The sequence below is a fragment of the Hypericibacter adhaerens genome (assembly GCF_008728835.1).
Lineage (GTDB): Bacteria > Pseudomonadota > Alphaproteobacteria > Dongiales > Dongiaceae > Hypericibacter > Hypericibacter adhaerens.
On record NZ_CP042582.1, the window covers coordinates 1,181,032 to 1,208,031 of the forward strand.

21 protein-coding genes are annotated in these 27,000 nt (G+C 67.4%); 13 read left to right on the plus strand and 8 right to left on the minus strand.

Going from position 1 to position 27,000, the window contains the following annotated elements:
• Positions 1-100: 100 nt before the first annotated feature.
• The 3 genes from FRZ61_RS05290 to FRZ61_RS05300 all read left to right on the plus strand — a co-directional run bounded on the left by FRZ61_RS05290 (position 101) and on the right by FRZ61_RS05300 (position 2,971).
• Complete coding sequence (locus tag FRZ61_RS05290; protein ID WP_151115462.1) at positions 101-979, plus strand: carbohydrate ABC transporter permease; 879 nt, start codon at positions 101-103, stop codon at positions 977-979.
• Positions 980-1,112: 133 nt separating this feature from the next.
• Positions 1,113-1,973 carry a carbohydrate ABC transporter permease gene (locus FRZ61_RS05295; RefSeq protein WP_151115464.1) on the plus strand — a complete coding sequence of 287 codons (861 nt, stop codon included), beginning with the start codon at positions 1,113-1,115 and terminating at the stop codon, positions 1,971-1,973.
• Positions 1,970-2,971, plus strand: a complete 1,002-nt coding sequence (locus FRZ61_RS05300; protein WP_151115466.1) for an aldose epimerase family protein — start codon at positions 1,970-1,972, stop codon at positions 2,969-2,971. Before FRZ61_RS05295 ends, FRZ61_RS05300 begins: the two co-directional genes overlap by 4 nt.
• Before the next feature lie 273 nt (positions 2,972-3,244).
• On the opposite strand, the gene FRZ61_RS05305 is transcribed toward FRZ61_RS05300, so the two are convergent.
• Positions 3,245-4,333, minus strand: a complete 1,089-nt coding sequence (locus FRZ61_RS05305) for an ABC transporter ATP-binding protein (protein WP_151115468.1) — start codon at positions 4,331-4,333, stop codon at positions 3,245-3,247.
• A 291-nt stretch (positions 4,334-4,624) separates the two neighbouring features.
• Between FRZ61_RS05305 and FRZ61_RS05310 the strand changes: the two genes are divergently transcribed.
• From FRZ61_RS05310 to FRZ61_RS05350, 9 genes are all read left to right on the plus strand, one after another.
• Complete coding sequence (locus FRZ61_RS05310; protein WP_151115470.1) at positions 4,625-5,893, plus strand: ABC transporter substrate-binding protein; 1,269 nt, start codon at positions 4,625-4,627, stop codon at positions 5,891-5,893.
• A gap of 96 nt (positions 5,894-5,989) precedes the next feature.
• A complete protein-coding gene (locus FRZ61_RS05315; protein ID WP_151115472.1) occupies positions 5,990-7,138 on the plus strand; it encodes an iron-containing alcohol dehydrogenase in 1,149 nt (382 codons plus the stop codon).
• 214 nt (positions 7,139-7,352) lie between these two features.
• Positions 7,353-8,180 carry an AraC family transcriptional regulator gene (locus FRZ61_RS05320; RefSeq protein WP_151115474.1) on the plus strand — a complete coding sequence of 276 codons (828 nt, stop codon included), beginning with the start codon at positions 7,353-7,355 and terminating at the stop codon, positions 8,178-8,180.
• A gap of 133 nt (positions 8,181-8,313) precedes the next feature.
• The gene (locus FRZ61_RS05325; RefSeq protein ID WP_151115476.1) at positions 8,314-9,336 is read left to right on the plus strand and encodes a branched-chain amino acid ABC transporter permease; all 1,023 of its coding nucleotides are present in this window, start codon (positions 8,314-8,316) and stop codon (positions 9,334-9,336) included.
• Positions 9,333-10,400, plus strand: a complete 1,068-nt coding sequence (locus tag FRZ61_RS05330) for a branched-chain amino acid ABC transporter permease (protein WP_151115478.1) — start codon at positions 9,333-9,335, stop codon at positions 10,398-10,400. Before FRZ61_RS05325 ends, FRZ61_RS05330 begins: the two co-directional genes overlap by 4 nt.
• A 32-nt stretch (positions 10,401-10,432) precedes the next feature.
• Positions 10,433-11,212 (plus strand): ABC transporter ATP-binding protein, encoded by a 780-nt coding sequence (locus tag FRZ61_RS05335; RefSeq protein ID WP_151115479.1) that lies wholly within the window; start codon positions 10,433-10,435, stop codon positions 11,210-11,212.
• Positions 11,205-13,385 carry a Tm-1-like ATP-binding domain-containing protein gene (locus FRZ61_RS05340; protein ID WP_151115481.1) on the plus strand — a complete coding sequence of 727 codons (2,181 nt, stop codon included), beginning with the start codon at positions 11,205-11,207 and terminating at the stop codon, positions 13,383-13,385. Before FRZ61_RS05335 ends, FRZ61_RS05340 begins: the two co-directional genes overlap by 8 nt.
• 106 nt (positions 13,386-13,491) lie before the next feature.
• Complete coding sequence (locus FRZ61_RS05345) at positions 13,492-15,252, plus strand: flotillin family protein (protein ID WP_151115483.1); 1,761 nt, start codon at positions 13,492-13,494, stop codon at positions 15,250-15,252.
• A gap of 26 nt (positions 15,253-15,278) precedes the next feature.
• Complete coding sequence (locus FRZ61_RS05350) at positions 15,279-16,904, plus strand: isochorismatase family protein (protein ID WP_151115484.1); 1,626 nt, start codon at positions 15,279-15,281, stop codon at positions 16,902-16,904.
• Between the two features lie 98 nt (positions 16,905-17,002).
• Here FRZ61_RS05350 and FRZ61_RS05355 read toward each other — a convergent pair whose 3' ends face one another.
• Positions 17,003-17,467 carry an Lrp/AsnC family transcriptional regulator gene (locus FRZ61_RS05355; RefSeq protein ID WP_151115486.1) on the minus strand — a complete coding sequence of 155 codons (465 nt, stop codon included), beginning with the start codon at positions 17,465-17,467 and terminating at the stop codon, positions 17,003-17,005.
• 128 nt (positions 17,468-17,595) lie between these two features.
• Here FRZ61_RS05355 and FRZ61_RS05360 point away from each other — a divergent pair, with 128 nt between their 5' ends.
• Positions 17,596-19,992 carry a transketolase gene (locus FRZ61_RS05360; RefSeq protein ID WP_151115488.1) on the plus strand — a complete coding sequence of 799 codons (2,397 nt, stop codon included), beginning with the start codon at positions 17,596-17,598 and terminating at the stop codon, positions 19,990-19,992.
• 7 nt (positions 19,993-19,999) lie between these two features.
• Here FRZ61_RS05360 and FRZ61_RS05365 read toward each other — a convergent pair whose 3' ends face one another.
• The 6 genes from FRZ61_RS05365 to FRZ61_RS05390 form a co-directional block, all read right to left on the minus strand.
• Positions 20,000-20,713 carry an ABC transporter ATP-binding protein gene (locus tag FRZ61_RS05365; RefSeq protein WP_225309128.1) on the minus strand — a complete coding sequence of 238 codons (714 nt, stop codon included), beginning with the start codon at positions 20,711-20,713 and terminating at the stop codon, positions 20,000-20,002.
• Entirely contained in the window at positions 20,685-21,422 is a 738-nt protein-coding gene (locus FRZ61_RS05370; protein ID WP_191909310.1) for an ABC transporter ATP-binding protein, read from the minus strand. Before FRZ61_RS05370 ends, FRZ61_RS05365 begins: the two co-directional genes overlap by 29 nt.
• Positions 21,423-21,487: 65 nt before the next feature.
• A complete protein-coding gene (locus FRZ61_RS05375; RefSeq protein WP_151115492.1) occupies positions 21,488-22,741 on the minus strand; it encodes an ABC transporter substrate-binding protein in 1,254 nt (417 codons plus the stop codon).
• 87 nt (positions 22,742-22,828) lie between these two features.
• On the minus strand, positions 22,829-23,899 hold the full coding sequence (locus FRZ61_RS05380; protein ID WP_151115494.1) for a branched-chain amino acid ABC transporter permease: 1,071 nt from the start codon (positions 23,897-23,899) through the stop codon (positions 22,829-22,831).
• Position 23,900: 1 nt separating this feature from the next.
• A complete protein-coding gene (locus FRZ61_RS05385) occupies positions 23,901-24,761 on the minus strand; it encodes a branched-chain amino acid ABC transporter permease (RefSeq protein ID WP_225309129.1) in 861 nt (286 codons plus the stop codon).
• Positions 24,762-24,845: 84 nt separating this feature from the next.
• Positions 24,846-26,888: an oxidoreductase gene (locus FRZ61_RS05390; protein ID WP_191909311.1), complete on the minus strand. Its 2,043-nt coding sequence runs from the start codon at positions 26,886-26,888 to the stop codon at positions 24,846-24,848.
• Between the last annotated feature and the right edge of the window lie 112 nt (positions 26,889-27,000).

Consider the following 27,000-nt stretch of genomic DNA (forward strand, 5'->3'; position numbering starts at 1 on the left):
GTGATCGAGGCCCGGGCGTGGCAACGCGCCCGGGCCTCGCCCGGCCCCTGCCGATGCCCCTCGTCGATGAAACCGCCGGCAGCCGGAAGGCGGCCGGGCCATGAACCGTTCCCGGATCGCGCCCTATCTCTATATCCTGCCGCTGCTCCTGCTGCTCGCCTTCGTCTTCGGCTATCCGCTGGTCCGCATCTTCGAGTTCAGCTTCAAGCAGGTGCGCGGCATCAACGGCCCCTGGGTCGGCTGGGCCAACTACAAGCTGGTCCTGGGGCAGGACCTGTTCTGGGATTCCGCGCTCCACAACCTGTTCCTGCTGATCGCGGTGCCGGTCATGGTCGGCTGGTCGCTGCTGATCTCGATCCTGCTCTATGAGCGCATCCGGGGCTGGAAGCTCTATCGCGTCATCCTGTTCGTGCCCTACATCCTGGCGATCCCGATCATCGCCGCGGTGATGAAGAAGGTGTTCCAGTTCAGCGGCCCGGTGAACGAGGTGCTGCGCTGGATCGGGCTCGATTTTCTGGCGCTCGATTGGATCGGCTCCTCGGACGTGGCGCTCTGGACGGTGATGCTGCTGATCATCTGGCGGGAATCCGCGCTCGGCATCATCCTGTTCCTGGCGCGCCTGCTCAGCCTCGACGAATCGCTGATCGAGGCGGCGCGGCTCGAAGGCGCCAACTGGTGGCAGCGCGCCCGCTATGTGCTGATCCCGCAGATGAAGACGGTGATCGAGTTCTATGTGGTGATCAGCGTGATCACCATGCTCTCCTCGGTCTTCTCCTATGTCTACATCATGGGCGGCGGGCGCGGCGGCCCCGGCACCTCGACCATGGTGATCGAGCTCTACATCTTCAGCGCGCTCGTCAAGATCAGCCTGCCCGGCATCGCCTCGGCGGTCTCGGTCCTGCTGTTCCTGATCTCCCTGCTGCTGATCGTGCCGCTCTTCGCGGTGCGGCGGCAGGCCTACCGGGAGGAAGTGGAATAGGCATGCGTGAGCCTGTGGCGATGACCGAGCGGCTTGCCCCTCCCCCTACCCCCTCCCGCAAGGGGAGGGGGCTGGAAATTGGAAACATCTCGCTCCCTCCCCTTGCGGGAGGGGGTAGGGGGAGGGAGCTGCCGTGACCGTGCCTGCAAGCACCATCGCCCAGCGCCGCTGGCAGCCGGCGAGGGCGGACCGGGCGCTCAAGCATGGCGTGCTGCTGCTCGCGACCTTCCTGGCGCTGGTGCCGACCTTGTTCATGATCCTGACCTCGTTCAAGAGCGACGAGGAATACACCTATAACAAGGTGGGGCTCCCGCAGGCCTTCGTGCTCGACCATTACGACAATGTGCTGTTCCAGAGCCCCTTCTTCGCCTGGATGGGCAACAGCGTCATCCTCGTGGCCGGTGCCGTCGCCCTCAGCACATTCGTCTCCTGCCTCGGCGCTTACGCCATCGCCCGCCTGCCCTTCAAAGGGAGCAACCTCCTGTTCTCGGTGAGCACCGCGCTGATGGCGGTGCCGCCGGTGGTGATGATCGTGCCGCTCTTCGTGCTCTATACGCAGCTCGGGCTCATCAGCACCTATCAGGGCACCATCCTCATCTATGCCGGCCTGATCACGCCCTTCTCGGTCTATCTGCTGACCACCTTCTTCCGCACGATCCCGCGCGAGCTGTTCGAGGCGGCGCGCATGGATGGCGCCGGCGACCTGCTCATCCTCTGGCGCGTCGTGCTGCCGCTCTCGCTGCCGGCGCTGCTGACGCTCGTGGTGGTGAACGCGCTCTATGTCTGGAACGACCTGCTCATCGCCATCATCTTCCTGCAGGACGATGCCAAGCGGACCTTGATGGCGGGGATCAGCGTGTTCCAGGGCCGCTATGACAACCAGATCCCGCTGACGATGGCGGGCATGGTGATCGCCAGCGCCCCCATGATCATCCTCTATGTCGCCTTCCAGAAATACTTCATCCAGGGCCTGATGGCGGGCTCGGTGAAATGACGGGCGCGCGCGGCCGCGTGGTGATCGAGAGCGGGGCGCTCAGCATCGCGATCGACACCGCCATCGGCGGCACGATTGCGACGATCGAGCATAAGGGCTGCGGCGCGTCGATCCTGGGCCGGGTGCCTTGGACGCCGGAGGCCCAGCCGCCGGCGAACGTCTCGGCGCCGGACGAATCTGCATGGCTCCGGCATTACACGGGCGGCTGGCCGCTGCTCTTCCCGAACGCCGGCGATGCCTGCCGGATCGACGACGTCTTCCATGGCTTTCACGGCGAGGCCTCGCTGGCGCGCTGGCGGGCCGAGACACGTCCAACGGCGGTGCGGCTGACCCATCGCTTCGCCACCGTCCCGGTCGAGATGGAGCGCGAGATTGCGCTCGAGGGCGAAATGCTCACGATCCGGGAACGGGTGCGGATGCTGAGGTCCGCACCGATCCGGGTCATGTGGGGCCATCACCCGAGCTTCGGCTCCGATCTGCTGGCCGGGCCTGTCGAGATCCGCTCAGGCGCACGCCATGTGCTGGTCGATGATCGATACGATCCGGCAAGCAATCCGCTGCGACCCGGCGCTTCGGGAGCTTGGCCGCGCGTCCCGGGCAAGACCGGCATTGTCGATCTGAGCCGGCCGGCAGGGCCGATGGCTTCGCTGGCCTATCTGCAGGATTTCGACAGTGCCTGGGTCTCGATCCAGCGCCGCGACGGCTTCGTCGGCGTCGCCTTGTCGTGGGACACCGCGGTCTTCCCTTGTGCGTGGCTCTGGTGCGAGCTCGAGGGCACGGCCGATCCGCCCTGGAACGGGAAGACGCGTCTCATCGGGGTCGAGCCCAGCACCACCTGGCCCGGCAACGGTCTCGCCGAGGCCCTGCGCCGCCAGGCTCCGCTTTTGACTCTGCAGCCCGGCACTGAGGTCGAGACGACGGTCCGGCTGCATGTCTTCAAGCCGGGCGGCCCGGTCCGGGCTGTCGATGCGAAGGGCTGCGCGGTCTTCTCCGCTTGATAATATTCATGTTTTGTTCTAAACTCTGGTCGTCGTGGCGATCGTGCCGAGCCTGTCTCCGCTGCCTTCAGGTGCCTCAGGGGCACCTGTTCCAGGCCTGTTTTTTCGCCGGCCCCTTGACCCGACCTTTTCTTGAAAAGGTCTTATTTTCAATATGTTGAACAATTCTGCGGCCGGCGCCCCCTGAATCGGCCCTGTTCTCAGGCGAATCCGTCAAAACCCTTGGCCGTCGGGGCGGGCGCAGAAAGGCGTGAGATCTCGATCGAAGAGCGATCAGCGTGCGAACGCCTCGCCCGCCTCGTCGAAGAGATAGGCTTTCTCGGCGCTGAAGCGGACGGGAATCGGGTCGCCGACGGCAACAACGATGTCGCCCGGCGCGTGCACGGTGATGTCGCTGCCGTCCGCGGTCGCGAGATAGATATAGGTGTCGCCGCCGAGGCGCTCGACCATGCGCACCTTGCCGGCGATGGTGGAATCGCCGGGGCCGTTCGCGTTGAGCGCTTCCGGGCGCAGACCCAGCGTGACGGAAGCACCCTCGACGGCTTTGCCGTCGGGCCGGCAGCGGACGAGAGCCTGTCCGCCGCCGGCGAGCGCCACCGCGATGCCGTTCGCCGACAGACCGGCGATCCGGCCCTTGAGGAAGTTCATGGCGGGCGAGCCGATGAAGCCCGCGACGAACAGGTTGCGTGGCGCGTGATAGAGCTCGAGCGGGCGGCCGATCTGCTCGACATGGCCCTTGTTCAGCACCACGATCTTGTCGGCCATGGTCATGGCCTCGACCTGGTCGTGGGTGACATAGACCATGGTGGCCTTCAGCGCCTGATGCAGCCGCGTGAGCTCGACCCGCATCTGCACCCGGAGCTTGGCGTCGAGGTTCGAGAGCGGCTCGTCGAACAGGAAGACCTTGGGCTGGCGCACGATCGCCCGGCCGATCGCCACGCGCTGGCGCTGGCCGCCCGAGAGCTGGCGCGGCTTGCGCTCCAGCAGCTCCGTGATCTGCAGGATCTCCGCCGCCGCCTGGACGCGCTTTCGCATCTCCGCCTTGTCGACCCGGGCGATGCGCAGGCCGAAGGCCATGTTCTCGAACACGCTCATGTGCGGATAGAGCGCGTAGTTCTGGAACACCATGGCCAGCCCGCGCTCGGCCGGCGGCAGATGGTCGACGCGCTCGCCGCCGATATGGATCGTGCCGGCGCTGACCTCCTCCAGCCCCGCGATCAGCCGCAGCAGCGTGGTCTTGCCGCAGCCCGAGGGCCCGACGAAGACGGTGAACTCCTGCTTCTCGATCTCGAGATCGACGCCATGGATGATCTCCGCCTCGCCGAAGGACTTCACGAGGGACTGGATCTGGACATAGGCCATGGCCGGCGCGGGTATTCCGAAATGCTGGAGGAGAGTGCGGTATTCTGCATGGCAAAGCTAGAGAGCGAACCCGAGGCCGTCAACCGAGGGATGGGACCAGTACCCGCCGCCGGCCGGTCCGAAAAATAAGACGCCATGCAAAACCAATAGACGCCCTGCGCAGCCTGGGCTGCACCGGTCGCGCTTTGTTTGCTCCGGATTTCCAGCGGCCTCGGTGCGGGCCTCGGGTGACGCCCCGCCGGCGGGGCTGGTCCGTCGACGGGGCAGAAGAGCGAACAGGGAGGGACTCCTATGAGAATTCGATCCAGATCGGTGATATCGGCGGCATTCGCCGCCGCCATGGCGGCGGCCTGCTACGCGCCGGCTCATGCGGCGGACACGCTCAAGATCGGTGTCGTCGCGACCCTCGAGGGGCCGCTGTCGACGCTGGGCGAGGATGCGGTCCGCGGCGTCAAGACCGCGCTGAAGGCGGTCAACAACATGGCGGGCGGCCGCCAGATCGAGGTGATCTACGTTGCCTCCGACGCCACGCCGGATTCGGCCGTGCGCGCCGTGCGCAAGCTGGTCGAAGAGGACAAGGTCGATCTCGTCATCGGGCCGGTCTCGGGCGACGAAGGCATTGCCATCAAGGACTACGCGAAGACCCAGCCCAACATCACCTTCCTCAACGGCCAGTCGGGCGCCCAGGACACCACCTACCGGAATCCCGCGCCCAATTTCTTCCGCTTCACGGCCGACGGCGCCCAGCAGATGGCGGGCCTCGGCAGCTACATCTATGACGTGAAGGGCTACAAGAAGATCGCCACGGTGGGCGACGACTACTCCTATCCCTACACCCAGGAGTTCGGCCTGGTGGTCGAGTATTGCAGCGCCGGCGGCGAGGTGACCCAGCGCTTCTGGCCGCCGCTCGGCACCAAGGACTATTCCTCGATCATCACGGCCCTGCCTGACGATGTGGACGCGATCTTCGTGGCGCTGGGCGGTGCCGATGCCGTGAACTTTGTCACGCAGTACGTGGAAGCAGGCGGCAAGGCCAAGATCGTCGGCGGCGCCATCATGGTCGACCAGACCGTGCTCTCGGCCAAGGGCGAGGCCAAGAATGCGCTGATCGGTACGGTCTCCGCGGGCGTCCAGGCCGACACCTGGGACGATCCGAAGTGGCAGGCCTATGTGAAGGCCTACCAGGACGCTTTCCCGCCGGACCAGCGCTTCCCGATCCCCTCGGCCAGCGCAACGACTTACTATGACTCGATCATGGCCGCCTTCACCGTCCTGAACCAGATCAACGGCGATCTCTCCGACGGGCAGAAGAAGTTCCGCGATGGTCTCAAGGCACTGACGCTGGACGCGCCCAACGGCAAGCTCCATCTCGACGACAACCGCCAGGGCATCGTCACCAACTTCGTCACCGAGGTGGTCGAAGGGCCAGACGGCAACCTGGCCACCAAGGTCGTGAAGGTCGTCGAGAACGTGAACCAGCAACTCGGCATCGATCCGGCCGTGTTCGCCACCATCGGCGCGCCCTCGCGCGACGTACCGGAGTGCAAGAAATACAAATGACGATCGAGGCCGGTGCTCCGTGGGGACCCGCTCCCCGCGGAGCGCCGGCGCCTTCCTGATGGGTTCTCGCGCGGCGCCGGCCGTCGGGGTCACCGAATGTCGCTGGTCTTCCAAGCCAACCGCATTCACTTCGGCCGCGGCGCCCTCGGCACTGCGCTCCATGCCGAAATCCGCCGGCACGATCTTCGCCGCTTCGTGATCCTCGCCGATCCGGCCGCCGCCGGCGGTCCGCTCGAGCGGCTGAAAGGCATCCTTCCCGCCGATATCGACGTGCTCCTGCTTTCCGACCAAGGCGGCGCAGCGGCGGAAGGCGCGCCCAGCGTTGCCGAGGTTCGAGAGCTGATCCGGCTCGAGGGTTGCGACACGCTGCTCGCCATCGGGCATGAGGGCCTGATCAACCGAGCCAAGGTCGTGGCCCGCGGCACGCTGATCCCCGAGCTGCCCGCGCTGGCCGGCAAGGCCGCGCGGCCCGAATCCGCCGACCATGCGCCCTACCTGATCGCCGTTCCGGTCGATGCCGGTGCCATCGCGGCGCTGGGGCCGACCATCACGGTGCCGACCGACGATGGCGAGGTCTCGGCCATGTTCGATGCGGATTTCGTGCCGGATGCGTCGGTCTGCGATCCGGATTTCATCGCGGAGATGTCTTGCGCCCAGGGGATCGCCGTCGGCATGCATATCGCGGCCGGGGGCGTCGAGGCCTATATGGCGCGCGGCGAGAATCCGCCGGCCGAAGCGCTGGCGCTCGCGGCGGTGCGGCGCAGCATCGTCTATCTGGAACAGGCGGCTGCGGGACATCCGCCGCCGGGCGGGACCCTGCTCATGGGGGCCGCGATCGAGGCGATGCTCGCGGCCTCGAAGGGCATGGGGGCCGCGCGCGCCATCGGCAACGCCATCGCCGGGCTCGTCAGCTGCGTGATCGAGCCCGGTGCCGTCAGCGCCGTGGTGCTGCCCGTCGTGCTCGATTTCAACGCCGGGGATCCGCACCCCGCCGGCATGCGCCTGACCGATCTGCTCTCGTTGCCCTTCGATATCAATCTATCGGTCTATTTCCGGCAGCTCGCACAACGCCTTGCCTTGCCGGATTCGCTGGCGGAACTCGGCGTCGACCGGCAGATGCTGCCCAGGCTGGCGCGCCGTGCCTTCCGGGATCCCAACACGGCGACCAACCCCGTCGCGGTCAGCGAGGGGGATTATGCGGCCATGCTGGTGCGGGCCGGCGGATTCGAGGAGCGAAGGGTCTAGGGGGAGCGTGAGGAAGGCCTCGGGGGCCGTGGGCGCGGTTCTCCTCACCGGGGCTAGGGCGATACATGGAGTATTTTTCTTTTCCGAAGAGCCGGTCCATGGCTTGCCCGGCACCGGTTGTTCGGCATAGTTGTAGCCGCTGGTGGTCTCAAAATCCCCTCAACTTCAGAGGGTAAGCAATGCCCCGATCAAGAGGGCGCGGGAGGAACCAGGGATGAGCAAGGCAGTCTCCATCATTCACGGCCCCTTCGGGCGGGTCGTGTTGTACCACATCGATCGGACCCTCATCGCCCATGCGCATCGGGAAGGGCATCTGCTCTTTCACGTGAGCGGGGCCAATTCGCGCGTCCGGATCAAGGACAAGGACCATATCGTCGGCCCGACGACCGGCGTGGCGGTCAATCCCTGGGAAGTCCATACCTACATCCCGGAAGTTCCGGCGGTCGGGCAGTATGCGCTGGTGCTCTATATCCGCGAGCCCTGGTTCACCGGCCACCGGCCCGGCGCCTATGACGCGTTGAATTTCGGCCGGCGCGAGTTCCGGATCACGCCCGAGATCGCGCTCCTGGTGAAGCATGTGGTGGGCAAGGTCTTGAGCGGCTCGGAGGACGAGACCATCGAGGCCATGCTCTACGAGCTCGCGGAAGCCTGCCGCTACAGCTCCCACCTGCATCTGCCGCAGCCCCAGCCGCTCGAGCTCAGGCTGGGGGTGAACGATTTCCGCGTCCGCAAATCGATCCGGCTCCTGTCCGACTGCCTCGATGCCGATATCGACATGAGCCAGGTGGCCTCGGAGGCGGGGCTTTCGCGGCCGCATTTCTTCAAGCTGTTCCATTCGCAGGTCGGGCTGCCGCCCAAGCTGTTCTGGAACACGATGCGGATCGAGCGGGCCTTCGTCGATCTGGTGCAGAGCGAGAAGAAGATCGCCGATATCGGCTTCGATCTGGGCTTCTCCTCGCAGAGCAGCTTCTCCCGCTTCTTCTGCCTCAATACCGGCATGGCGCCGACCGACTACCGCCGGGTCGGCCATCTGGTGCATTGAGCCGGGAACACGGCCCCGGGGCCGGAAGCCCCATGAAATCAGACGCCTTGCTATAGCCCGCTCTCCATACTCCCTTACTCTGGCTCCCGAATCTCGTGGCTGACGGCCTCGGGCCCCGGAGTTCGCGATGAGCATGGCAGCGACATGGCAGCAATCGGCGCGGCGTCACCCCTACCGCCTCCTGCTGCTGCTCGTCCTGCTGCTGGCGCTCGCCTGGCTGTTCCTCGCCGTCTGGCCGCCGGGCTTCGAGGCCGTGTTCGGCAAGAAGAAGGTCTTCGTCAGCGCGGTGCTGAACGGCCTCACGCTGGGGAGTCTCTATTTCCTGGTCGCCTGCGGCTTCTCGTTGATCTTCGGGCTGATGAAGAACGTCAACCTGGCGCACGGTACGCTCTATCTATTCGGCGGCTATATCGGCTATGCGGTCCAGGACGCTACCGGTTCCTGGCTGCTCAGCATCTTCGCGGCCTTCGTCACGATGGCGGTGGCGGGTGCGCTGCTGCAGGTGACGGTGTTCCGCCGCCTCGAGGGCCAGGAGCTGCGGCAGGTGCTGATGACCATCGGCGTCGGGCTCTGCGTCGCCGATATCATGCTCTGGATCTGGGGCGGTGGCTTCTATCAGGTGTTGGCGCCCTCCTGGTCGAAGGGCGCCGTCGAGCTGCCCTTCGCCACCGCCGTGAACAGTTCGGGCGAGGTGATCTATCTCTCCTATTCCTTCATCCGACTGATCGTGCTGGCGGCCTCGGTGGCGCTCGGCATCGGGCTCTGGCTCCTGATCAATCGCACCAAGGTCGGGATGATGATCCGCGCCGGCGTCGATGACAGCACCATGCTGGCGGCGACCGGGGCTCGCGTGCAGATCCTCTTCATCGCCGTCTTCGCCTTCGGTGCCGGCCTCACCGGGATCGCCGGTGTCGTCGGCGGCACGTTGCAGTCGCTGGCGCCCGGTGAGGATGCGCGCTTCCTGCTGGCGTCGCTCGTGGTGGTGATCGTGGGCGGCATGGGCAGCATCACAGGCGCCGCCATCGGCGCGCTGCTGGTCGGTCTCGCCGAGCAACTTGGCTCGGTCTATGCCTCGACCTATGCGGTCCTCGTCACCTTCGTGATCATGGTCGCGGTGCTCGCCATCCGGCCGCAGGGAATCATGGGGCGGCGATGAGCGAGACCACGGCTCCCAACCCCATCGCGCTGCCTTCGCGCCGGACACGGCCCCAGCGGCTGGGACGGATCGAGCAGGGCATCGCCGGCATCCGCCCGGGTGCCTGGCTGACGGCCCTCGTCCTTCTGGTCATGCCGGTCTTCGCCGACGACTTCTTCCAGTACCAGATCTTCGGCTGGACCTTCGTCTTCGGTACGATCGGCATGAGCTTCATGTTCCTCGCCGGCTATGGCGGGATGGTGTCGCTGGCACAGATGACCACGGCGGGCCTGTCGGGCTATCTGGTGGCGATCCTGGGCTCGAGCGCGTACGCCGATATCAGTCTCGGCTGGCCCTGGTGGGCCTTCGTGCCGGTCGCCATCCTGGCCGCCACCGTCTTCGGCACCCTCGTCGGCATCATTGCGATCCGCACGCAGGGCATCTACATGATCATGATCACCCTCGCGATCGCGGCGGCGTTCTACTACTTCTGCAACCAGAATCTCGAGGTCTTCAACGGCCAGCGCGGGTTCAATTCGGTCCTGCCGCCGCAGGTGCTGGGGGTCGACTGGCACCGGCCCACGCCTTTCTACTACCTCTCGCTGGGCGTGGCGGCGGCGGCTTTCGGGCTCACCCGGTTCCTTTCGCGCTCGACCTTCTGCCTCGCGGTCAAGGGCGTGCGCGACGATCCGCGGCGCATGGCGTCGCTGGGATTCAGCGTCCCGCTGCTGCGCATCCTGGCCTTCGCCTATGCCTCCTTCATCGCCGCCGTCGCCGGCATCCTGGTGGTCTGGTTCAACGGCCAGATCTCGCCGGGAACCGCATCGGTCAATGCCGCCATCGACATCCTGGTGATCGCGGTCGTGGGCGGCCTCGGCCATCCGATCGGGCCCTATATCGGTGCCTTGGTCTTCATCCTGCTGCGCACCTTCGCGATCGACCTGTTCCATCTGCTGGGCTTCACCAGCCTGCGCTTCAACCTGCTGGTCGGGGTCGGCTTCCTCGCCATCGTCGCCTTCTCCCCGGACGGGGTCATCGGCCTGTGGCAGCGCTGGCGCGGCTCGATCCTGCGCCCGCGGCGTTGAGCGCCGGCGGATCGCGACCGATGGACGCCGTCATGCAAGCCGAACCTGAAGCCTTCGCCCGGGGCCTCGAGAACGCGCTCGACCTGGAGATGGTGACGCGCATGTTCGGCGCGCTGGCGGCGCTCTCCAACGTCTCGCTCTCGGTCAGGCCCGGCGAGCGGCGCGCGGTGCTGGGGTCGAACGGCGCCGGCAAGACCACGCTCTTCAACTGCATCACCGGCGATTTCCTGCCGACGTCCGGCACCATCCGCTTTTTCGGCGAGGACGTGACCGAGTTTCCGCCCCAGGAGCGCGTGCGGCGCGGCTTGCGGCGCACCTACCAGACCTCGCTCCTGTTCAAGAAGCTGACGGTGCGGGAGAACGTGCATCTGGCCTGCCGCGGCGTATCGCGCCAGCGCTTCTCGTTCTTCCCGTCGCGGCGCGACGACGTGCTGATCGCGGCGGCCGAGAAGCTGGTCGAGGCGGTACATCTGACATCGGCCAAGGACAAGATCGTGGCCGATCTGAGCCATGGCCAGCAGCGCCAGCTCGAGATCGCGATGGCCCTGGCGGGGGCGCCGCGCCTCATCCTGTTCGACGAGCCCGCGGCCGGCCTTTCGCCGGCGGAACGCCAGGACCTGGTGGCGATCCTGACCTCGCTGCCGGCCCATATCGGCTTCATCATCATCGAGCACGACATGGATGTGGCGCTGCGCGTCGCCGAGAGCGTGACGGTGATGCATGACGGGCGGATCTTCAAGGAAGGCGCTCCGCGCGAGATCGAGGCGGACGAGGAGGTCCAGGAGCTCTATCTGGGAGGCGAGGATGGCTGACCGTCCGCTTCCCGCCGGCACCGCGGCGCCGATCCTTCAGGTCAGCGGCCTCAACGTCCATTACGGGCAGTCCCACGCGCTCCAGGGCGTCAATCTGAGCCTGCGCTCGGGCGTGCTGGCGGTGGTCGGCCGCAACGGCATGGGCAAGACCACGCTCTGCAAGGCGATCATGGGGATCGTCAAAACCACGAGCGGGTCGGTCCGGTTCGCCGGCGAGGAACTGATCGGCCAGTCCGCGGCGCAGATCGCGCGCAAGGGGATCGGCTATGTGCCGCAAGGCCGCCGGCTCTGGCCGAGCCTGACGGTCGACGAGCATCTGCGCCTGAGCAAGGTCGCGAAGCCGCAGGCCTGGTCGATCGAGCGCATCTACGACACCTTCCCGCGGCTGGCCGAGCGCCGCCAACACGGCGGTGCGCAGCTTTCGGGCGGCGAGCAGCAGATGCTGGCGATCTCGCGCGCCCTGCTGCTGAACCCGCGCCTCCTGGTCATGGACGAGCCGACCGAGGGGCTGGCGCCCGTCATCGTCCAGCAGGTCCGCGACATGCTGATCGGGCTCGCCCGCCAGGGCGAGATCTCGGTGCTGCTGATCGAGCAGAATATCGGCATTGCCACCGCCGTGTCGGAACGCGTGGCCATCATGGTCAATGGCCGCATCAACCGCATCGTCGATGCCAAGGCGCTGGCAGCCGACCGGCTGCTGCAGCAGCGCCTCCTGGGCGTGGGCCAGCATGCCCATGACGAGGATCTGGCGCCGGAGCCCGAGACCGAGCCGGCCGGGGCTCCGTTGGAGGCGGAGGCCGTTCCGCCGGCCACGGCTCTGCCGGAACGCCGGGATAAGAGACGCGCGGGCCCGGCGGCAAAGGCGGGACCGTCGATACCGGCGAGCGCCCCCGGCAGCGCCCGGCTGATGGAGCTGCGCCGTCCGGCGGCCGGATCGGAGAATGTCATTCTCGCCGGCGCGCTCGACCGGCACGAGGCGGCGTTGCGCCATCTGCGCGAGATCCTGCGCGACCAGGGAATCCAGGTCCGCCTCGCGGATCTCTCGGCGCGGGGGCGGGCCTTCGCCTGCGACGTGACGGCGAACCAGATTGCGATCCATCACCCACGAGGCTCGGCCGCCGTCTTCGTCGCCGACGAGGCCCAGGCCGCCGATGCCATGGCCGAGGCCTTCCGCGTCTGGCTCCAAACCCAGCAGGGCATCGCCGGCGTGATCGTTGCCGGCGGCCATGCGGTGGCGGGGATCGCGACGGAGGGAATGCGGGCGTTGCCCATCGGCCTGCCCAAGCTCCTGATCACCAGCGCGGCACCGGACAGCCTGGCCGACAGCGGTGCCACCGACGTCACGCTGCTGCATTCTGTGGCCCATCTCGACAGCGTCAATGCGGTGACCCGCGACGTTCTCGGCAACGGGGCCCGCGCCTTCGCCGGCATGGTCAAGGGACGCAAGGCCGGCGGTGCGGCGCGCCCCGAGGCCCGGCGCCCGCCGCCGGCGATCGGCCTGACCCTGACACCGACGACACGTGCCGGCGCCGATCGCGTCCGGCGGCAATTGGAGCCCGATCACGACAGCGTGCTGTTCGATGCGATGGGCGGTGGCGGGCGGGCGATGGCGCGGCTGGCCGAGGAGGGGCGGCTCGCCGGCCTGCTCGATATCGCCACCGGCGATGTGGCACCGCTCGTTGCCGGCGGCGAGGAGCGCGAGATCGAGGATCGTTTCCGTTCCCTCGCGCGGTCGGGCCTGCCTTATGTCGGCAGTTGCGGCGGCCTCGATGCCGCCGCCTTCGGCGCGATCGATTCCGTACCGACGCGCTTCCGCCATCGCAATCTCCATCGCCTGGCGCCGGGCTTGAGCCTGATGCGCCTCAATGCCGCCGACGGCGCCGTTCTCGGCTGCTGGATCGGCGAGCGCCTCAACCGGATGACGGGGCCGATGCTGTTCCTGCTGCCGGAAGGCGGGCTTTCCGCGCTCGATGCGCCGGGTCAGCCCTTCCACGATCCGGAGGCCGACCGCGCCCTGTTCGCGGCGATCGAGAGCACGGTCCACCCGGGATCGGATCGGCAGGTCCGGCGGCTGCCGTATCACATCAACGAGGCCGGCTTCGCCGCAGCAGCGGTCGAGGCGTTCACGGCGATCGAAGGAAGAAGGACCGCCACCAGGCGGGCGGTGGGCTAGCGATGCTGGGGATCGCGGGCACCGCCGGGACATTCGCAGGCATCGTTCCCTTGCGGGCGCCGGGCTGCCGGTGCTGCGGGGGAGCGAAGCCGGTTCGGGAGGGAGCATGAGTGGCGAGCTGATCGGTTCAATCGTCTCGTGGCTGATCGCCGCGATCGTGGTCGTCGCGATCGTGGTCTATCTGCTCAACTGGCTCTACCGGCGCTCCTCGAAGGAGGTCGCCTTCGTGCGCACCGGCTTCGGCGGCGAGCGGGTGGTGATCGACGGCGGCGCCTTCGTCATCCCGATCCTGCATCAGGTGACCGACGTCAACATGAACGTGCTGCAGCTCCGCGCGGCACGCGAGAACGAGGAGGCGCTCATCACCAAGGACCGGATGCGGGTCGATATCGAGGCCGATTTCTATGTCCGGGTCTCGTCCGACAAGCGCGCGGTGGCGGCCGCGGCCTCGACGCTGGGCCGGCGCACGCTCGAGCCCGAGCGGCTGAACGCGCTCCTCGACGGCAAGCTGGTCTCGGCGCTGCGCATCGCGGCCGCCGCCATGACCATGGAAGAGATGCACGAGAAGCGTGGCGACTATATCCAGCGCGTCCGCACCACCATGACCGACGCGCTGGCCCAGAACGGCCTCGAGCTCGAGACTGTGGCGATCATCGGGCTCGACCAGACCGAGCTCGGCTTCTTCAACCCGGCCAACCGGTTCGACGCCGAGGGCTTGACCAACCTGATCCAGGAGACCGAGGCGCGCCGCAAGCTGCGCAACGATATCGAGCAGGAGACCATGATCCAGATCCGCCTGCGCAATCTCGAGGCCGAGAAGCGGGCGCTCGATATCGAGCAGGAGGCCGAGATGGCGCGGCTCGCGCAGCAGCGCGAAGTCGAGGTGCGCCGGGCCGAACAGCGCGCCGAGGTGGCGCGCGACCGCGCCGCCCAGGAGGCGCTCGCCCAGCAGGCCGAGATCGCGGCCCATGAAGAGACGGAGCGGGTCCGGATCGAACGCGACCTGTCCCTGACCCGCGCCCGGATCGCCAAGGAGCTGGAGTCCGAGCGCATCGATATCGAACGGTCCCGCAACCTCGACCAGTCGCGTATCGAGGCGCGGCTGACGACCGAGACGGCGCGATTGTCCTCGGAGCGCTCGCTCGACGAGGCCCGCATCGGCCGCGAGCTCGAGCTGCACCGGCTCGAGATCGGCCGCGAGCGCAGCGTCGAGGAGGCCGATATCGAGCGCCAGGCTGCGATCCATATGAAGTCGCTCGAGCGCTATGCCGCCCAGGTCAAGGCCGAGGCGGCGCATGCGCAAGCGGCGCAGGCGGAGGAAAACGTCTCGACCGTGCGCGAGATCGAATCCGTCAACCGCCGCCGGCAGGCGGAGGTCGTCATCGCCGAGAAGGAGGCCGAGCAGACGCGCATCCTGGCCGCGGCCGAGCAGTTCCGCTCGCAGATCGTGGCCGAGGCCCAGCGCCTGGTGAACGAGGCCGAGAACGTGCTGAGCGACAACGCCCGCATTTCTCTCTACCGCAAGCAACTCCTCGAGCATGCCGAGGGCATCATCCGCGAGAGCGTGCGGCCGATGGAGAAGATCGACGGCATCCGCATCGTGCAGTTCGACGGTCTCACGGGCAGCGGGCGCGGTGGCGGCGAGCCCAATGGCAGCCTGACCGACGAGGTGATCGATTCGGCCCTGCGCTACCGCGTCCAGGCGCCCATGCTCGACGGCATCCTCAAGGAGATCGGTTTCGAGGGCGGCAGCATCGCCAAGATGGGCGGGTTGATCCGCGAGGCGCGCGATCTCGAATCGATCCGCAAGGATGTCGAGCGGCGGGCTCCCTCCAAGGATGCCGGCGGCTCGTCGGAGGGCGCGTGAGCGGCCGGTAGAGAGGAGGGAAGGCGATGTCCTACCGCGTCATGGCGCCCGAGTTCGAGGCGCTGATCGACCGCAACGAGCCGGTCCGCAGCCTCGCCACCGGCTTCAAGTTCACCGAGGGGCCGATCTGGCACCCGACCGAGCATTACCTGCTGTTCTCGGACATGCCCGGCGATGTGCGCCGGCGCTGGGATGCCGATCGCGGTGTCCAGGAGGTGCGCCGGCCGGCCAACAAATGCAACGGCATGACCTACGATGCCGACCTCAACCTCATCGTCTGCGAGCACGCGACCTCCTCGCTGATCCGCGAGACGCCGGACGGCGGGCGCGAGGTGCTGGCCTCGCATTTCGAAGGGCAGGAGCTCAACAGCCCCAACGATGTCTGCGTGCGTTCCGACGGCTCGATCTATTTCAGCGATCCCTGGTACGGCCGCATGCCGGTCTATGGCGTGGAGCGGCGGCGGGAGCTGGGCTGGCAAGGCGTGTTCCGGCTGCCGCCGGGTGGCGGGGGCCCCCAGCTCGTCGTGCCGCGCTACGACTTCGCCATGCCGAACGGGCTCTGCTTCTCGCCCGACGAACGGCTGCTCTATATCAACGATTCCGAGCGCGGGGTGATCCGGGTCTATGACGTGGCGCCGGACGGCACGCTGCGGCGCGGCCGGATCTTCGCCGACGGGCTCCTGTCGCGCCAGGAGCCGGGCATCCCCGACGGGATGAAATGCGACGAGCGCGGCAATATCTGGTGCACGGGCCCCGGCGGCATCTGGGTCTTCGCGCCCACCGGCACGTTGCTCGGCCGCATCGCGGTGCCAGAGGTGGTGGGCAACCTGCATTGGGGCGGCGCCGATTTCCGCACCCTGTTCCTCGCGGCCAGCACGTCCGTCTACACGGTGCGCACGCGCGTGGGCCCGCATCTCGAACCCTTCATGCGGGCACACCGGGCGCCGGCCGCGAAGCCTGTGGAGCCGCGGCCTGCCGCGCGTCCGACGGCGTCGATCGAAGGGCCGTTGCTCGATCCGTCGCGCGCGGTCCTCATCATCCAGGACCTGCAGAACGACGTGATCACCGAGGGCGGTGCCTTCGCCAGCTCCGGCGCGCCGGCCCATGCGGCCAGGCAGAACATCGTCGAGAATGTCCGGCGCCTGGCCCAGGCCTGCCGCTCGGCCGGCGTTCCGGTGATCCATGTCTGGTTCGTGGTCGAGCCCGGTGCGGCCGGTCTGACTCTCAATGCGCCCATCTTCCAGGGCATCCGGTCGAGCGCCGCTCTCGTGCGTGGGAGCTGGGGTGCCGCCCCGGCTGCCGGGCTCGAGCCCAAGCCCGGCGATTTCATCGTCGAGAAGATGCGCATGAGCGCCTGGGAGGGCACGCGGCTCGAGACCATCCTCAAATCCTTGAACCGCGACACCATCATCAACACCGGCGCCTGGACCAACATGTCGGTCGAGCACACCGCCCGGGTCGGGGCCGACAAGGGTTATGTCGTGGTGATGCCGCAGGACGGCTGCTCGACGATCGACGATTCCTGGCAGAAGGCCTCGATCGATTTCGCGATCCGCAACGTGGCCAAGGTCACGACCTGTGCCGCGGTGGAGGAGCTGCTGCGGACCGCCGAGCCGGAGCAGATGGCCGGCAGCCCCGCGATCCGGTCCTAGAGCATTGTCCGATCAAGATGGATCGGACAATGCTCTAGATTCGTAGGGTGGGTCGCATTTTCTACGGCGAACCGGCGTCCACTTCGCCGGAAAACGCTCTAGCTCAGCGGCAGCACGTCCGAGCGCTTGACCTGGCCCAGCGCGAAGCTCGTCTCGATCGAGGCGACATTGTCGAGACGCGTGAGCTTGTCCTTGAGGAAACGCTCATAGGCCTCGAGATCGCGCACGACGATGCGCATCAGATAGTCCTGGCGACCGGTCATGAGATAGCAGTCGACGACCTCGGGCCAGCGCGCGACGGCCTTGCCGAAACGGTCCAGATCCTCCTCGCGCTGGCGCTCCAGCTTGATCGAGGCGAAGGCGCTGATGGGCAACCCGACCTTCTTCTGGTCGATCACCGCCGTGTAGCCCTTGATCACCCCGTCCTCCTCGAGCAGCCGGACGCGCCGCGCGCAGGGCGAGGGCGACAGCCCGACTTTCTGGGCGAGGTCCTGGGTCGTGATCCGGCCGTCATTCTGCACGGCGGCGATGATCTTCCGGTCGATCTCGTCGATGGCGCGCATTGGCCGATTTCCTCTGTTCACCGCCATATATTGGTGAATATAGCCAATATTATCCCCAATGTCGCGGAGGTTTGGCTGCTATCGCCAGCGACCCGCGCCTATGCTGGGCGCCTCGGAGGGACATGCTCATGACGGGTGCCCGCCTGCCGGTTCTGGCCGCGCTCGAGCGCAAGGTGCTGTGGCTCGCGACCTGGACCATCCACAACGCCAACCATCTGCGCGCGCATGACGACGGGCTCAAGGTCGGGGGCCACCAGGCCTCCTCGGCCTCGCTCGCCACCATCATGACGGCGCTCTATTTCGCGGCGCTGCGCCCGGAGGACCGGGTCGCGGTCAAGCCGCATGCGAGCCCCGTCTTCCATGCGATCCAGTATCTGCTGGGCAATCAGGTCCGCGAGAAGCTCGAGAATTTTCGCGGCTACAAGGGCGCCCAATCCTATCCGTCGCGCACCAAGGACAGCGACGACGTGGATTTCTCGACGGGCTCGGTCGGGCTCGGCGTGGCGCAGACCCTGTTCTCGTCGCTGGTGCAGGACTATGTGCGCGCCAAGGGCTGGGGCCGGGAACGGCCGGAGGGGCGCATGGTGGCCCTCATCGGCGATGCCGAGATGGACGAGGGCAACATCTTCGAGGCGCTGCTCGAAGGCTGGAAGCAGGGCCTCCGCAACACCTGGTGGGTCGTCGATTACAACCGCCAGAGCCTCGACGCGGTGGTGCGCGAGGGGCTCTGGGCCAAGTTCGAGGCGATGTTCCGCAATTTCGGCTGGGACGTCGTCATCCTCAAGCATGGAACGCTGCAGCAGGCGGCCTTCGCCGAGCCCGGCGGCGAGAAGCTCAAGGACTGGATCGATGCCTGCCCGAACCAGCTCTATTCGGCGCTGGCCTTCCAGGGCGGGGCCGCCTGGCGCAAGCGGCTGCTCAACGACCTGGGCGACCAGGGAGCGGTGTTGCGGCTGATCGAGCGGCGTTCCGACGAGGAACTCGCGCGGCTGATGGGCAATCTGGGCGGCCACGATCTGCCCTCGCTGCTCGAGGCCTTCGAGGCGGCGCGGACGCATGACCGGCCGGTCTGCTTCATCGCCTACACCATCAAGGGCTTCGGCCTGCCGCTCGCCGGCCACAAGGACAATCACGCCGGCCTCATGACCCCGGCGCAGATGGAGCAGTTCCGCCAGGCGATGCGGATCCGCGAGGGGCAGGAATGGGAGCTCTTCGAAGGGCTCGATCTGCCGGTGGAGAGCCTCGAGGCCTTCCTGGCTGCGGTGCCGTTCAACCAGGCGGGCCCGCGGCGCTACCGGGCGCCGATGGTGCCGACCCCCGACCGGCTCGAGATCACGGCGCAGCCCGCGATGTCCACCCAGCAGGGCTTCGGCCTGCTGCTGCACGAGGTCGCCAAGGGCGAGACGGAGCTGGCGCGGCGCATCGTCACCACCTCGCCGGACGTCACGGTCTCGACCAATCTGGGCGCCTGGGTCAATCGCCGCGGGCTCTTCGCGCGCGAGGCGATGGCCGACCTCTTCCGCGACGAGCGCATCCCCTCGACCTACAACTGGACCTTCTCGCCGCAGGGCCAGCATATCGAGCTGGGCATCGCGGAGATGAACCTTTTCATCCTGCTTTCGGCGCTCGGGCTGTCGCACTCGATCTTCGGCGAGCGGTTGCTGCCGATCGGCACGGTCTACGATCCCTTCATCGAGCGCGGCCTCGATGCGCTCAACTATGCCTGCTACCAGGATGCCCGCTTCATCCTCGCGGCCACACCCTCCGGCGTGACCCTGGCGCCCGAGGGCGGCGCGCACCAATCGATCGCCACACCGCTCATCGGTATGGCGCAGGACGGGCTCGCGAGCTTCGAGCCGGCCTTCGTCGACGAGCTCGCAACCATCCTGCGCTGGTCCTTCGACTATATCCAGCGCGCGGGCGAGGCCGAGCCGGAAGAGGGGAGCTGGCTGCGCGACAAGGTCGGCGGCTCGGTCTATCTGCGGCTCTCGACCCGCACCCTCGAGCAGCCGCAGCGCCGGATCGAGCCCGCGCTCGCCGAGGATATCATCAACGGCGCCTATTGGATGCGGAAGCCCGGGCCCAACGCGCAAGTGGTCATCGCCTATACCGGCGCCGTGGCGCCCGAGGCGATCGAGGCCATCGGCCTCATGGCCGAGGACCGCCGCGATGTCGGGCTTCTCGCCGTGACCTCGGCCGACCGCCTCAATGCCGGCTGGACGGCGGCGAGCCGCGCCCGCGAGCATGGCCTCGTCCATGCCAGCAGCCATATCGAGCGGCTGCTGCGCGAGGTGCCGTCCCATTGCGGCCTGGTCACGGTTCTCGACGGCCATCCCGCGACGCTGGCCTGGCTCGGCGCCGTCATGGGCCATCGCACGCGCTCGCTGGGCGTCGAGCATTTCGGCCAGACCGGCTCCATCCCCGATCTCTACCGCCACTATGGCATCGACGCGCAGGCGATCATCGCCGCCGCGCAGGCCGTCGTGCCGGGACGGCCGATCCGGAACCTGCGCGCGGCGGGGTGAGGCCGGGCTACGCCCCCTCGATGCCGAGCAGCTGCCGCTGCAGGGTTCCGTCTCGGATCAGGCGGTCCGTGTCGACCGTGGCGGCCACACGGCCATTGACGATGATCAGGGCGTTGCGGGCGACCGCGGCGGCCACCATCAGGTTCTGCTCGATCAGCAGCACGCCGACATCTTCCTTCACCAGTTCCTGGAACAGGCGGATGAGCTGATCCACCACGATCGGCGCCACGCCCTCCGTCGGCTCGTCCATGATCAGGATCCGAGGTCCGGTGCGCAGCGCCCGGGCGATCGCCAGCATCTGCTGCTCGCCGCCGGAAAGCTGGTCGCCGCGGTTGCGCCGCCGTTCCCAGAGGCGGGGGAACTTCTCCCAGACCCGTTGCAGGGTGTAAGGGCCCCGCCTGCCCGCAGCGACCACGGTCAGGTTTTCCTCGACGCTCAGCGAGCGGAAGATATGCCGGCCCTGCGGGACATAGCCGATGCCGCTGCGGGCGACGTCCTCGGGCGCAAGCCGCGTGAGGGACCTTCCTTGCCAGGCGATGGAGCCGGCCTGGCTCTGCACCAGGCCCATGATGGTCCTGCAGAGCGTCGTCTTGCCGACGCCGTTGCGCCCGACGATGGCGAGCGGTTCCCGACCGCAAGCGAAACTGAGGCCATCGAGGATCGTGGCCGTGCCGAAGCGGACGCGGAGGTCGTCAATTTTGAGGATGCTTGCCGCTGTCATGCTGCCGTCCCAGATACACCGCGCGAACGCTGGGATCCCTGGCCATCTCTTCCGAGGTTCCCTGCGTGACGATCCGACCGTTATGCAACAGGGTCACGCGACTCACGACGCTCATGGTGAATTCCATGTCGTGCTCGATCATGACCATGGTCAGCCCGGCATCGAGCTCGGCCAGCACCGTGCGCAGCCGCTTTCTTTCCGCGACGGACAGCCCTGCAGCCGGCTCGTCGAGAAGAAGCAGGCGGGGCGTTCCGGTGAGCGCGCAGGCGATCTCGAGCTGCCTCATCTCGCCATGCGAGAGCTCCCGCGCCAGATCCCCGGCGCGGGCCTCGAGCTGGACCCGTGCCAGCAGATCGTCGGCCTGCGATCTCGCCTTCTTCAGGGCTGCGGTCCCGAGCGAATGACGGGCCGGCGTGATGCCCACGGCCGACAAGGCGACGTTGTCCCTCACCGAGAGCTCATGGACGATGTTCGAGCTCTGGAACGTCCGCCGCATGCCCATGCGAACCCGCTCGAAAGGCCGTTTGCCGGCGAGATCCTGGCCTAAGAAGCGCACCTCGCCGGCGCTCTGGCTGAGGGCACCGGCTGCGATCCCGAACAGGGTCGTCTTGCCGGCTCCGTTGGCGCCGATCAGGCCGTGCCGCTCGCCCTTTTGGATCGCAAGGTCGATGGCCTCGAGTGCGGCCAGCGCACCGAAAGACTTGCCCACGCCCCGGAATTCCAGGGCGACAGGGTCGCCCTGGAAACCGGAAGCGGGGTTGGGCATCGTTGCGCTCACGGGCAGGAGGGGTTGTCGCGGCTGACCTGGCCCAGCGCCAGGAACTTCTCGCGATCCATGCCCAGGGTCTGGTTCACGCCGACGACACGGCGGATGACCTTGTTGTAGAGCTTGCCGTCGCTGTCGGCCGCGATCTCCGTGACGAAATTGTCGATCACGGCCTGGCGGTTCTCGTCGAGATGGACCTCGCCGCCGGTCGGCGTCTTGAAGCTGAGCTTGCTCAGCACCGCGTGCAGCTGCTGATGGCCGTCGGAGAGATCGCCATTCACCGCCTGCAGGCCCCGCAGCAGCGCGGCCGTGTTGAGGTAGTAGGTATAGGCGGCGAGGGAAGGCGAGCCCAGCCCGTCGGGGAACTGCTTGCGATAAGCCGCGACATAGGCCTTCCAGTCGGGATCGTCGAGGCTGTCGGCAATGGCGCCCGCCGAGGGGGTGCCCAGGACATAGTCGCGGAAGCGGCCCTTGGACGAAAGGATCGTCTGGTCGGCGGTGAAGCTGCCGGCGATCATCGGCTTGTCGTTGCCGCCCTGGTGCATCTGCGTCAGGAAGTTGACGGCATCGGCACCCGCCAGGGCGACGTAGACGGCGTCTATATCCTGCGGGATCGCCGCGACGACCGAGCTGAAGTCCTTCTGGCCGATGGGAACCCACTGCTTGGTCACCACATGGCCGCCCAGCGCGCAGAACTCGTACATGAACCCGAAGACCTGCGTGTAGGGGAAGGAGTAGTCCTCGGCGACGATCGCCACCCGGCGATAGTTCTTTTCCTTGTAGGCATAGTCGCCGAGGCCCGCCATCCATTGCGCGCCGTCGCTGGTGAAGCGGAAGAAATTCGGCGCCGGATCCCGCAGCGTCGTGTCCTGCGCCGCCGATGTCCCGTTGACGAAAGTGATGGCCGGGTGGTTCTTGGCATAGTCCTTGACGGCGATGCCTTCGTCGCCCGACAAGGGCCCGACCAGCACGTCGACGCCGTCATTCTCGACCAGCTTCCGCGCAGCCGCGATGGCCGAATCCGGCGATGCATCGGAGGAGGCCTTCAGGATGGTGATCTTGCGGCCCGCCACCTGGCCGCCGACCTCGGCGACCGCCAGCTCGACGCCGCGCACCGCGTCCTGACCCAGGACCGCGAAGGCACCGTCCAGCGTCGCCACGACGCCGATCTTGATGTCCGGCTCGTCCGCCCGGCCCGGGAGCGGCGCCGTGGCCAGCGCGACGGCCATCAGGCCGGCAATTCCTGCAATCTTCCAACGCATCGTTTCCTCCTGTTTGAACGCCATGGACCGGGTTTGCTTTCTCCCGCGCATTCCCGCGCGCCCGATGGAGCTCCGGCGACCGGAGCTCTACCCCGCGATCTCCGATCCTTGATTCGCGGACGAGGCCGTCGCCGCGGCACCGGGCTGCGACGGAGAGCGATCACTGCTTGGGGATTTGCCTGCCGGGCCGAGCGGGAGGGCGTTTCGCAGCAGCGCAGAGCGTTTCGAGAGCCCGAGCAGGCCGTCCGGCGATGCGACCATGACGACGAGGAACACCCCGCCGATCAGCGAGTTGAATCGTTCCGCGCCGATGAGATCGATGGCGAAGTTCTCGAGCAGCAGATAGAGGACGGCGCCGAGCAGGGCGCCCGGCAGGCTTCCCATGCCGCCGAGCACGGCGATGACGAGGATCTGGATGATGCTCGACACGTCGACGGCGCCGGGCGAGATGCGCCCGTGGAACCAGGCCAGCAGGATGCCGGCGCTGCCGGCCATGACGCCGGACAAAGCGAAGGCCAGGATCCGGAGATAACGGATGTCGTAGCCGGCCGCCTCGACGCGGTCCGGGTTGGTCGCGAGGGCCGTGAGGGCGACGCCCAGGGGCGTGCGGCCCAACTGCCGGATGGCGCCGTAGGCCAGGACGGCCACCGTCGCGCAGAGCGCGTAGAACGGCACCGATCCGGCCAGGGACAGGCCCGCGATCTCCGGCCTGCGGATGCCGGCGATCCCGCGGAAGCCGCCGAAGATCGAGTAGTTCTGCCGGGCCAGGTAGAAGAACGTCACGCCGATGGCGAGCGTGATCATCAGGCAATAGATCCCGCGCGTGCGCGCCGCCAGCATGCCGATCAGGGTGGCGACGAGGACGGCCGCCAGAAGTGCCGCCGGAATGGCCGCCGCCAGGGACCAGTGCGGCCCGAGCCCGCTGCTGTTGGGGCCGAGATAGGCGAGCGCATAGGACGCGGCGCCGACGATCGCCACCTGGGCCAGGGAAACCTGGCCGCCGAACCGGATCAGGAAGGAGAGGCTGCCGGCGACGAGCGAGAGGCAGAGCGCCTGGGTCACGATCTGGTCGAGCCAGAAGCTGTTCGCGACCAGCGGAATGACGAGGAGGGCCGCGCCGCCGGCGATCGCGCCGATCCAGGCCCGCGGCGGTTTCATGTCACGCCTTCACGCCGAACAGGCCTTCCGGCCGGAAGGCCAGGACGGCCGCCATCAGCCCGAAGGTGAGCATGACGCTGTAGGTCGGCAGGTAGAAGACGCCGAACTGCTCCGCCAGTCCGACCAGGATCGCGCCCAGCGCCGCGCCGGGAATGCTGCCCATGCCGCCGGCGATGACCACCACCAGCGACGTCAGCAGAAAATGCATGCCCTCGCCGGGCGAGATCGACAGGGCCGTGCCGAAGACCACGCCGGCCAGGCCGGCGAGCGCGCCCGCCAGGAACGCCGTCACCGGAAAGACCAGGCGGACCCGGACGCCCAGCGCGCGCAAGGTCTGCAGGTCGTCGACCCCGGCGCGGATCATCATGCCGAGGCGCGTCCGGTTCAGCAGCAGCCAGAGCAGGCCGCCGACGATGACCGCGAAGGCCAGCACGTAGAGCCGGAGCGTCGAGTAGCCGCCGGCGACGGGCAGCCGGACGACCCTGTCCAGCAGCGCCGGCGGCTCGATCTGATAGGTCTCGGCACCCCAGAAGGCCAGCATCAGGTCGGCCATGACGATGGCGCAGCCGATCGACACCAGCGTCTGGCGCAGCATCTGGTTCTGGAAGCGCGCGAGCAGGAGTTGATAGAGCGCCAGCCCGACGGCGCCGGCGGCGATGGCACCGCCGAGGAGACCGAGGACCCAGGAGCCGGAGCTGTCCGAGATCGAGAAGCCGACATAGCCGCCCAGCAGGAACAGCGAGCCGTGCGCCATGTTGACGATCCGCATCAGCCCGAAGATCAGCGTCAGCCCGCTCGCGACGACGAAATAGAGCGCCGCCAGGGTGAGCGCGTTGAGCAAGACGATGGCGACCTGTTGCACGGCGAGACCCACCCATCCCCGGGACGCCCAAGGCGTCATCGGCGAGGCCGCAATGGCCTCGCCGTCGTGACGATCCGTCGGTGACTAGAGCTTTCGCGCCGCCCGATGGCCTTCGTAGACGGCCTCGTAGGTGTAGCGGGGCGCATTGGCATCGCCGATCATCTCGGCCGAGATCTTGCGCGCCTTGAGAAGCGGATAGAGCGCATTCTCCGAGCGCCGGCCCGTCGCCATCACGATCCAGTCGGCCGGCAGGGTGACCTCGGCCTTCTCGTTATGGACGTTGAAGAGGACGATGTTCTTGCCGTCGATCTTGCGGACGAAATGGTCGGCCATGATGCGCACGCCCGCCTTGTAGACGCGCGGCATGATCCATTCGAAATAGACGTCCAGCATGGTTTCCATGCCGACCATCGGCCAGCGGGTGGCCAGCGTCACCGACTTGCATCCCGATTCCGCCAGGGCCACGGCGGTCAGCGGACCCGCCACGTCGCCCAGATCGTCGAGGACGATGGCGTGGCCGGGGAAGGAGCGCGGCGGGGTCATGGCGCGGCTCGTCACGACCTCTTCCCAGGTCAGGCAGTTGCCGCTTTCCCAGCCCGGCAGGCCGTCGGCCGTCCAGCCCTGGAAGCCGTCGACGGCGCCCTTCGAGCCGGTCGCCACGACCACATGGTCCGGCTTGTACTCGGCCAGGATCTGGTCGAGATTCTCTTCCTCCACCGCGATGCCGGTCTTGATGGCGGCGCCGTTCTTGCCGGCCTGGTCGCCGAGCCAGCGGGCGATCTCGCCGAACTCGGTGCGGGAAGGCAGGAGCGACTGCAGCCTGACATGGCCGCCAAGCTCGTCGGTCGCTTCCAGCACCGTGATCTGATGCCCGCGCGCGGCGGCGACCCGCGCATATTCCAGCCCGGCGGGCCCGCCGCCGATGACGAGCGCCTTCTTCGGGTTATTGACCTTGATGAGCGTGCCGGCGCCCCAGGCCCCTTCGCGGCCGATCGTGGGGTTATAGACGCATTGCACGCGCCCGCCGCGGCTGACGCTCTTCCAGCAGAAGTTGGCGGCCACGCAGGCGCGGATATCGTCGGCCTTGCCGGCGGCCGCCTTGTTCACCCATTCCGGATCGGTGAAGAGCTGGCGCGCGAGGCAGATCGCGTCGGCGCTCTTCGTGGCGAGCAGGTCCTCGGCCACGTCGGGCATGGTGATGCGGCCGACGAGGAAGACCGGCTTGTTCGTGACTTCCTTGATCTTCCGGACGTAGCCGCTCTCCCAGCCGCCCTTGAACTCCATGGGCGTGTGGATGAAGGTGTGGTGCACGCCCGCCGACACGCTCACATAGTCGATGTCCGACTTCGCTTCGATGTCGGGCACGATCTTGCGCACATCGTCGATCTCGAGATCGCCCGGCCAGAACGAGGTCGAGTTGATGCGGTAGCCGAGGAAGGGCTTCTGGCCGATCCCGGCGCGGATCCGCTTCAGGGCCTCGAGCGGGAAGCGCAGCCGGTTCTCATAGGACCCGCCCCAGCGGTCGGTGCGCTTGTTGTAGAGCGGCGAGAGGAACTGCCAGGGCAGGTAGCCATGGCTCAGATGGAGCTCGACACCGTCGAGCCCGGCCTTGATCGCGCGCTCGGCGGCCGAACGATAGGCCGACAGGATCTCCTCGATCTCCTCTTCGTCGAGCTCCTTGGGCGTCGAGGCGCCGGGAAACTCGCCGAGCGGAACCTGGCTCGGGCTCACCGTGTACCAGGTGGCGTCGGGGTCGAAGCCGGCCGCCTGCTTGTAGGTCGGGTAGCCGCGCATGCCCGAATGCCAGAGCTGGATGCCGAGCTTGCAGCCATGGGCATGGACCGCGTCGGCGATCTTCGAGAGCGGCCCGATCTGCGCATCGTTGTAGAGCTGCGGCATCATCAGCGGCGCCGAGAGCGACGAGGGATGCACATGCGTGCCGCCGATGATGATCAGGCCCACGCCACCCTTCGCGCGCTCGGCGTAATAGTCGACCGCCATGTCGGTGAAGATGCCGCTGAAGGGGTCGGAGACCCAGGTCGGGCAGGTGGGCGGGAACACCACCCGGTTCCTGATCTCAGTGGTGCGAAGCTTCCACGGCGCTAGCAGGTGCTGATAGGTCGCCACGACATTCCCTCCCCTCAATTCGGATCCGTTTTGGTCGACCCTGGGGCGACCATGCTGCGGAGCCGGACCTTATCCGCAGCAATTTTGGACTCATTGATGGGTCAATAAGGAA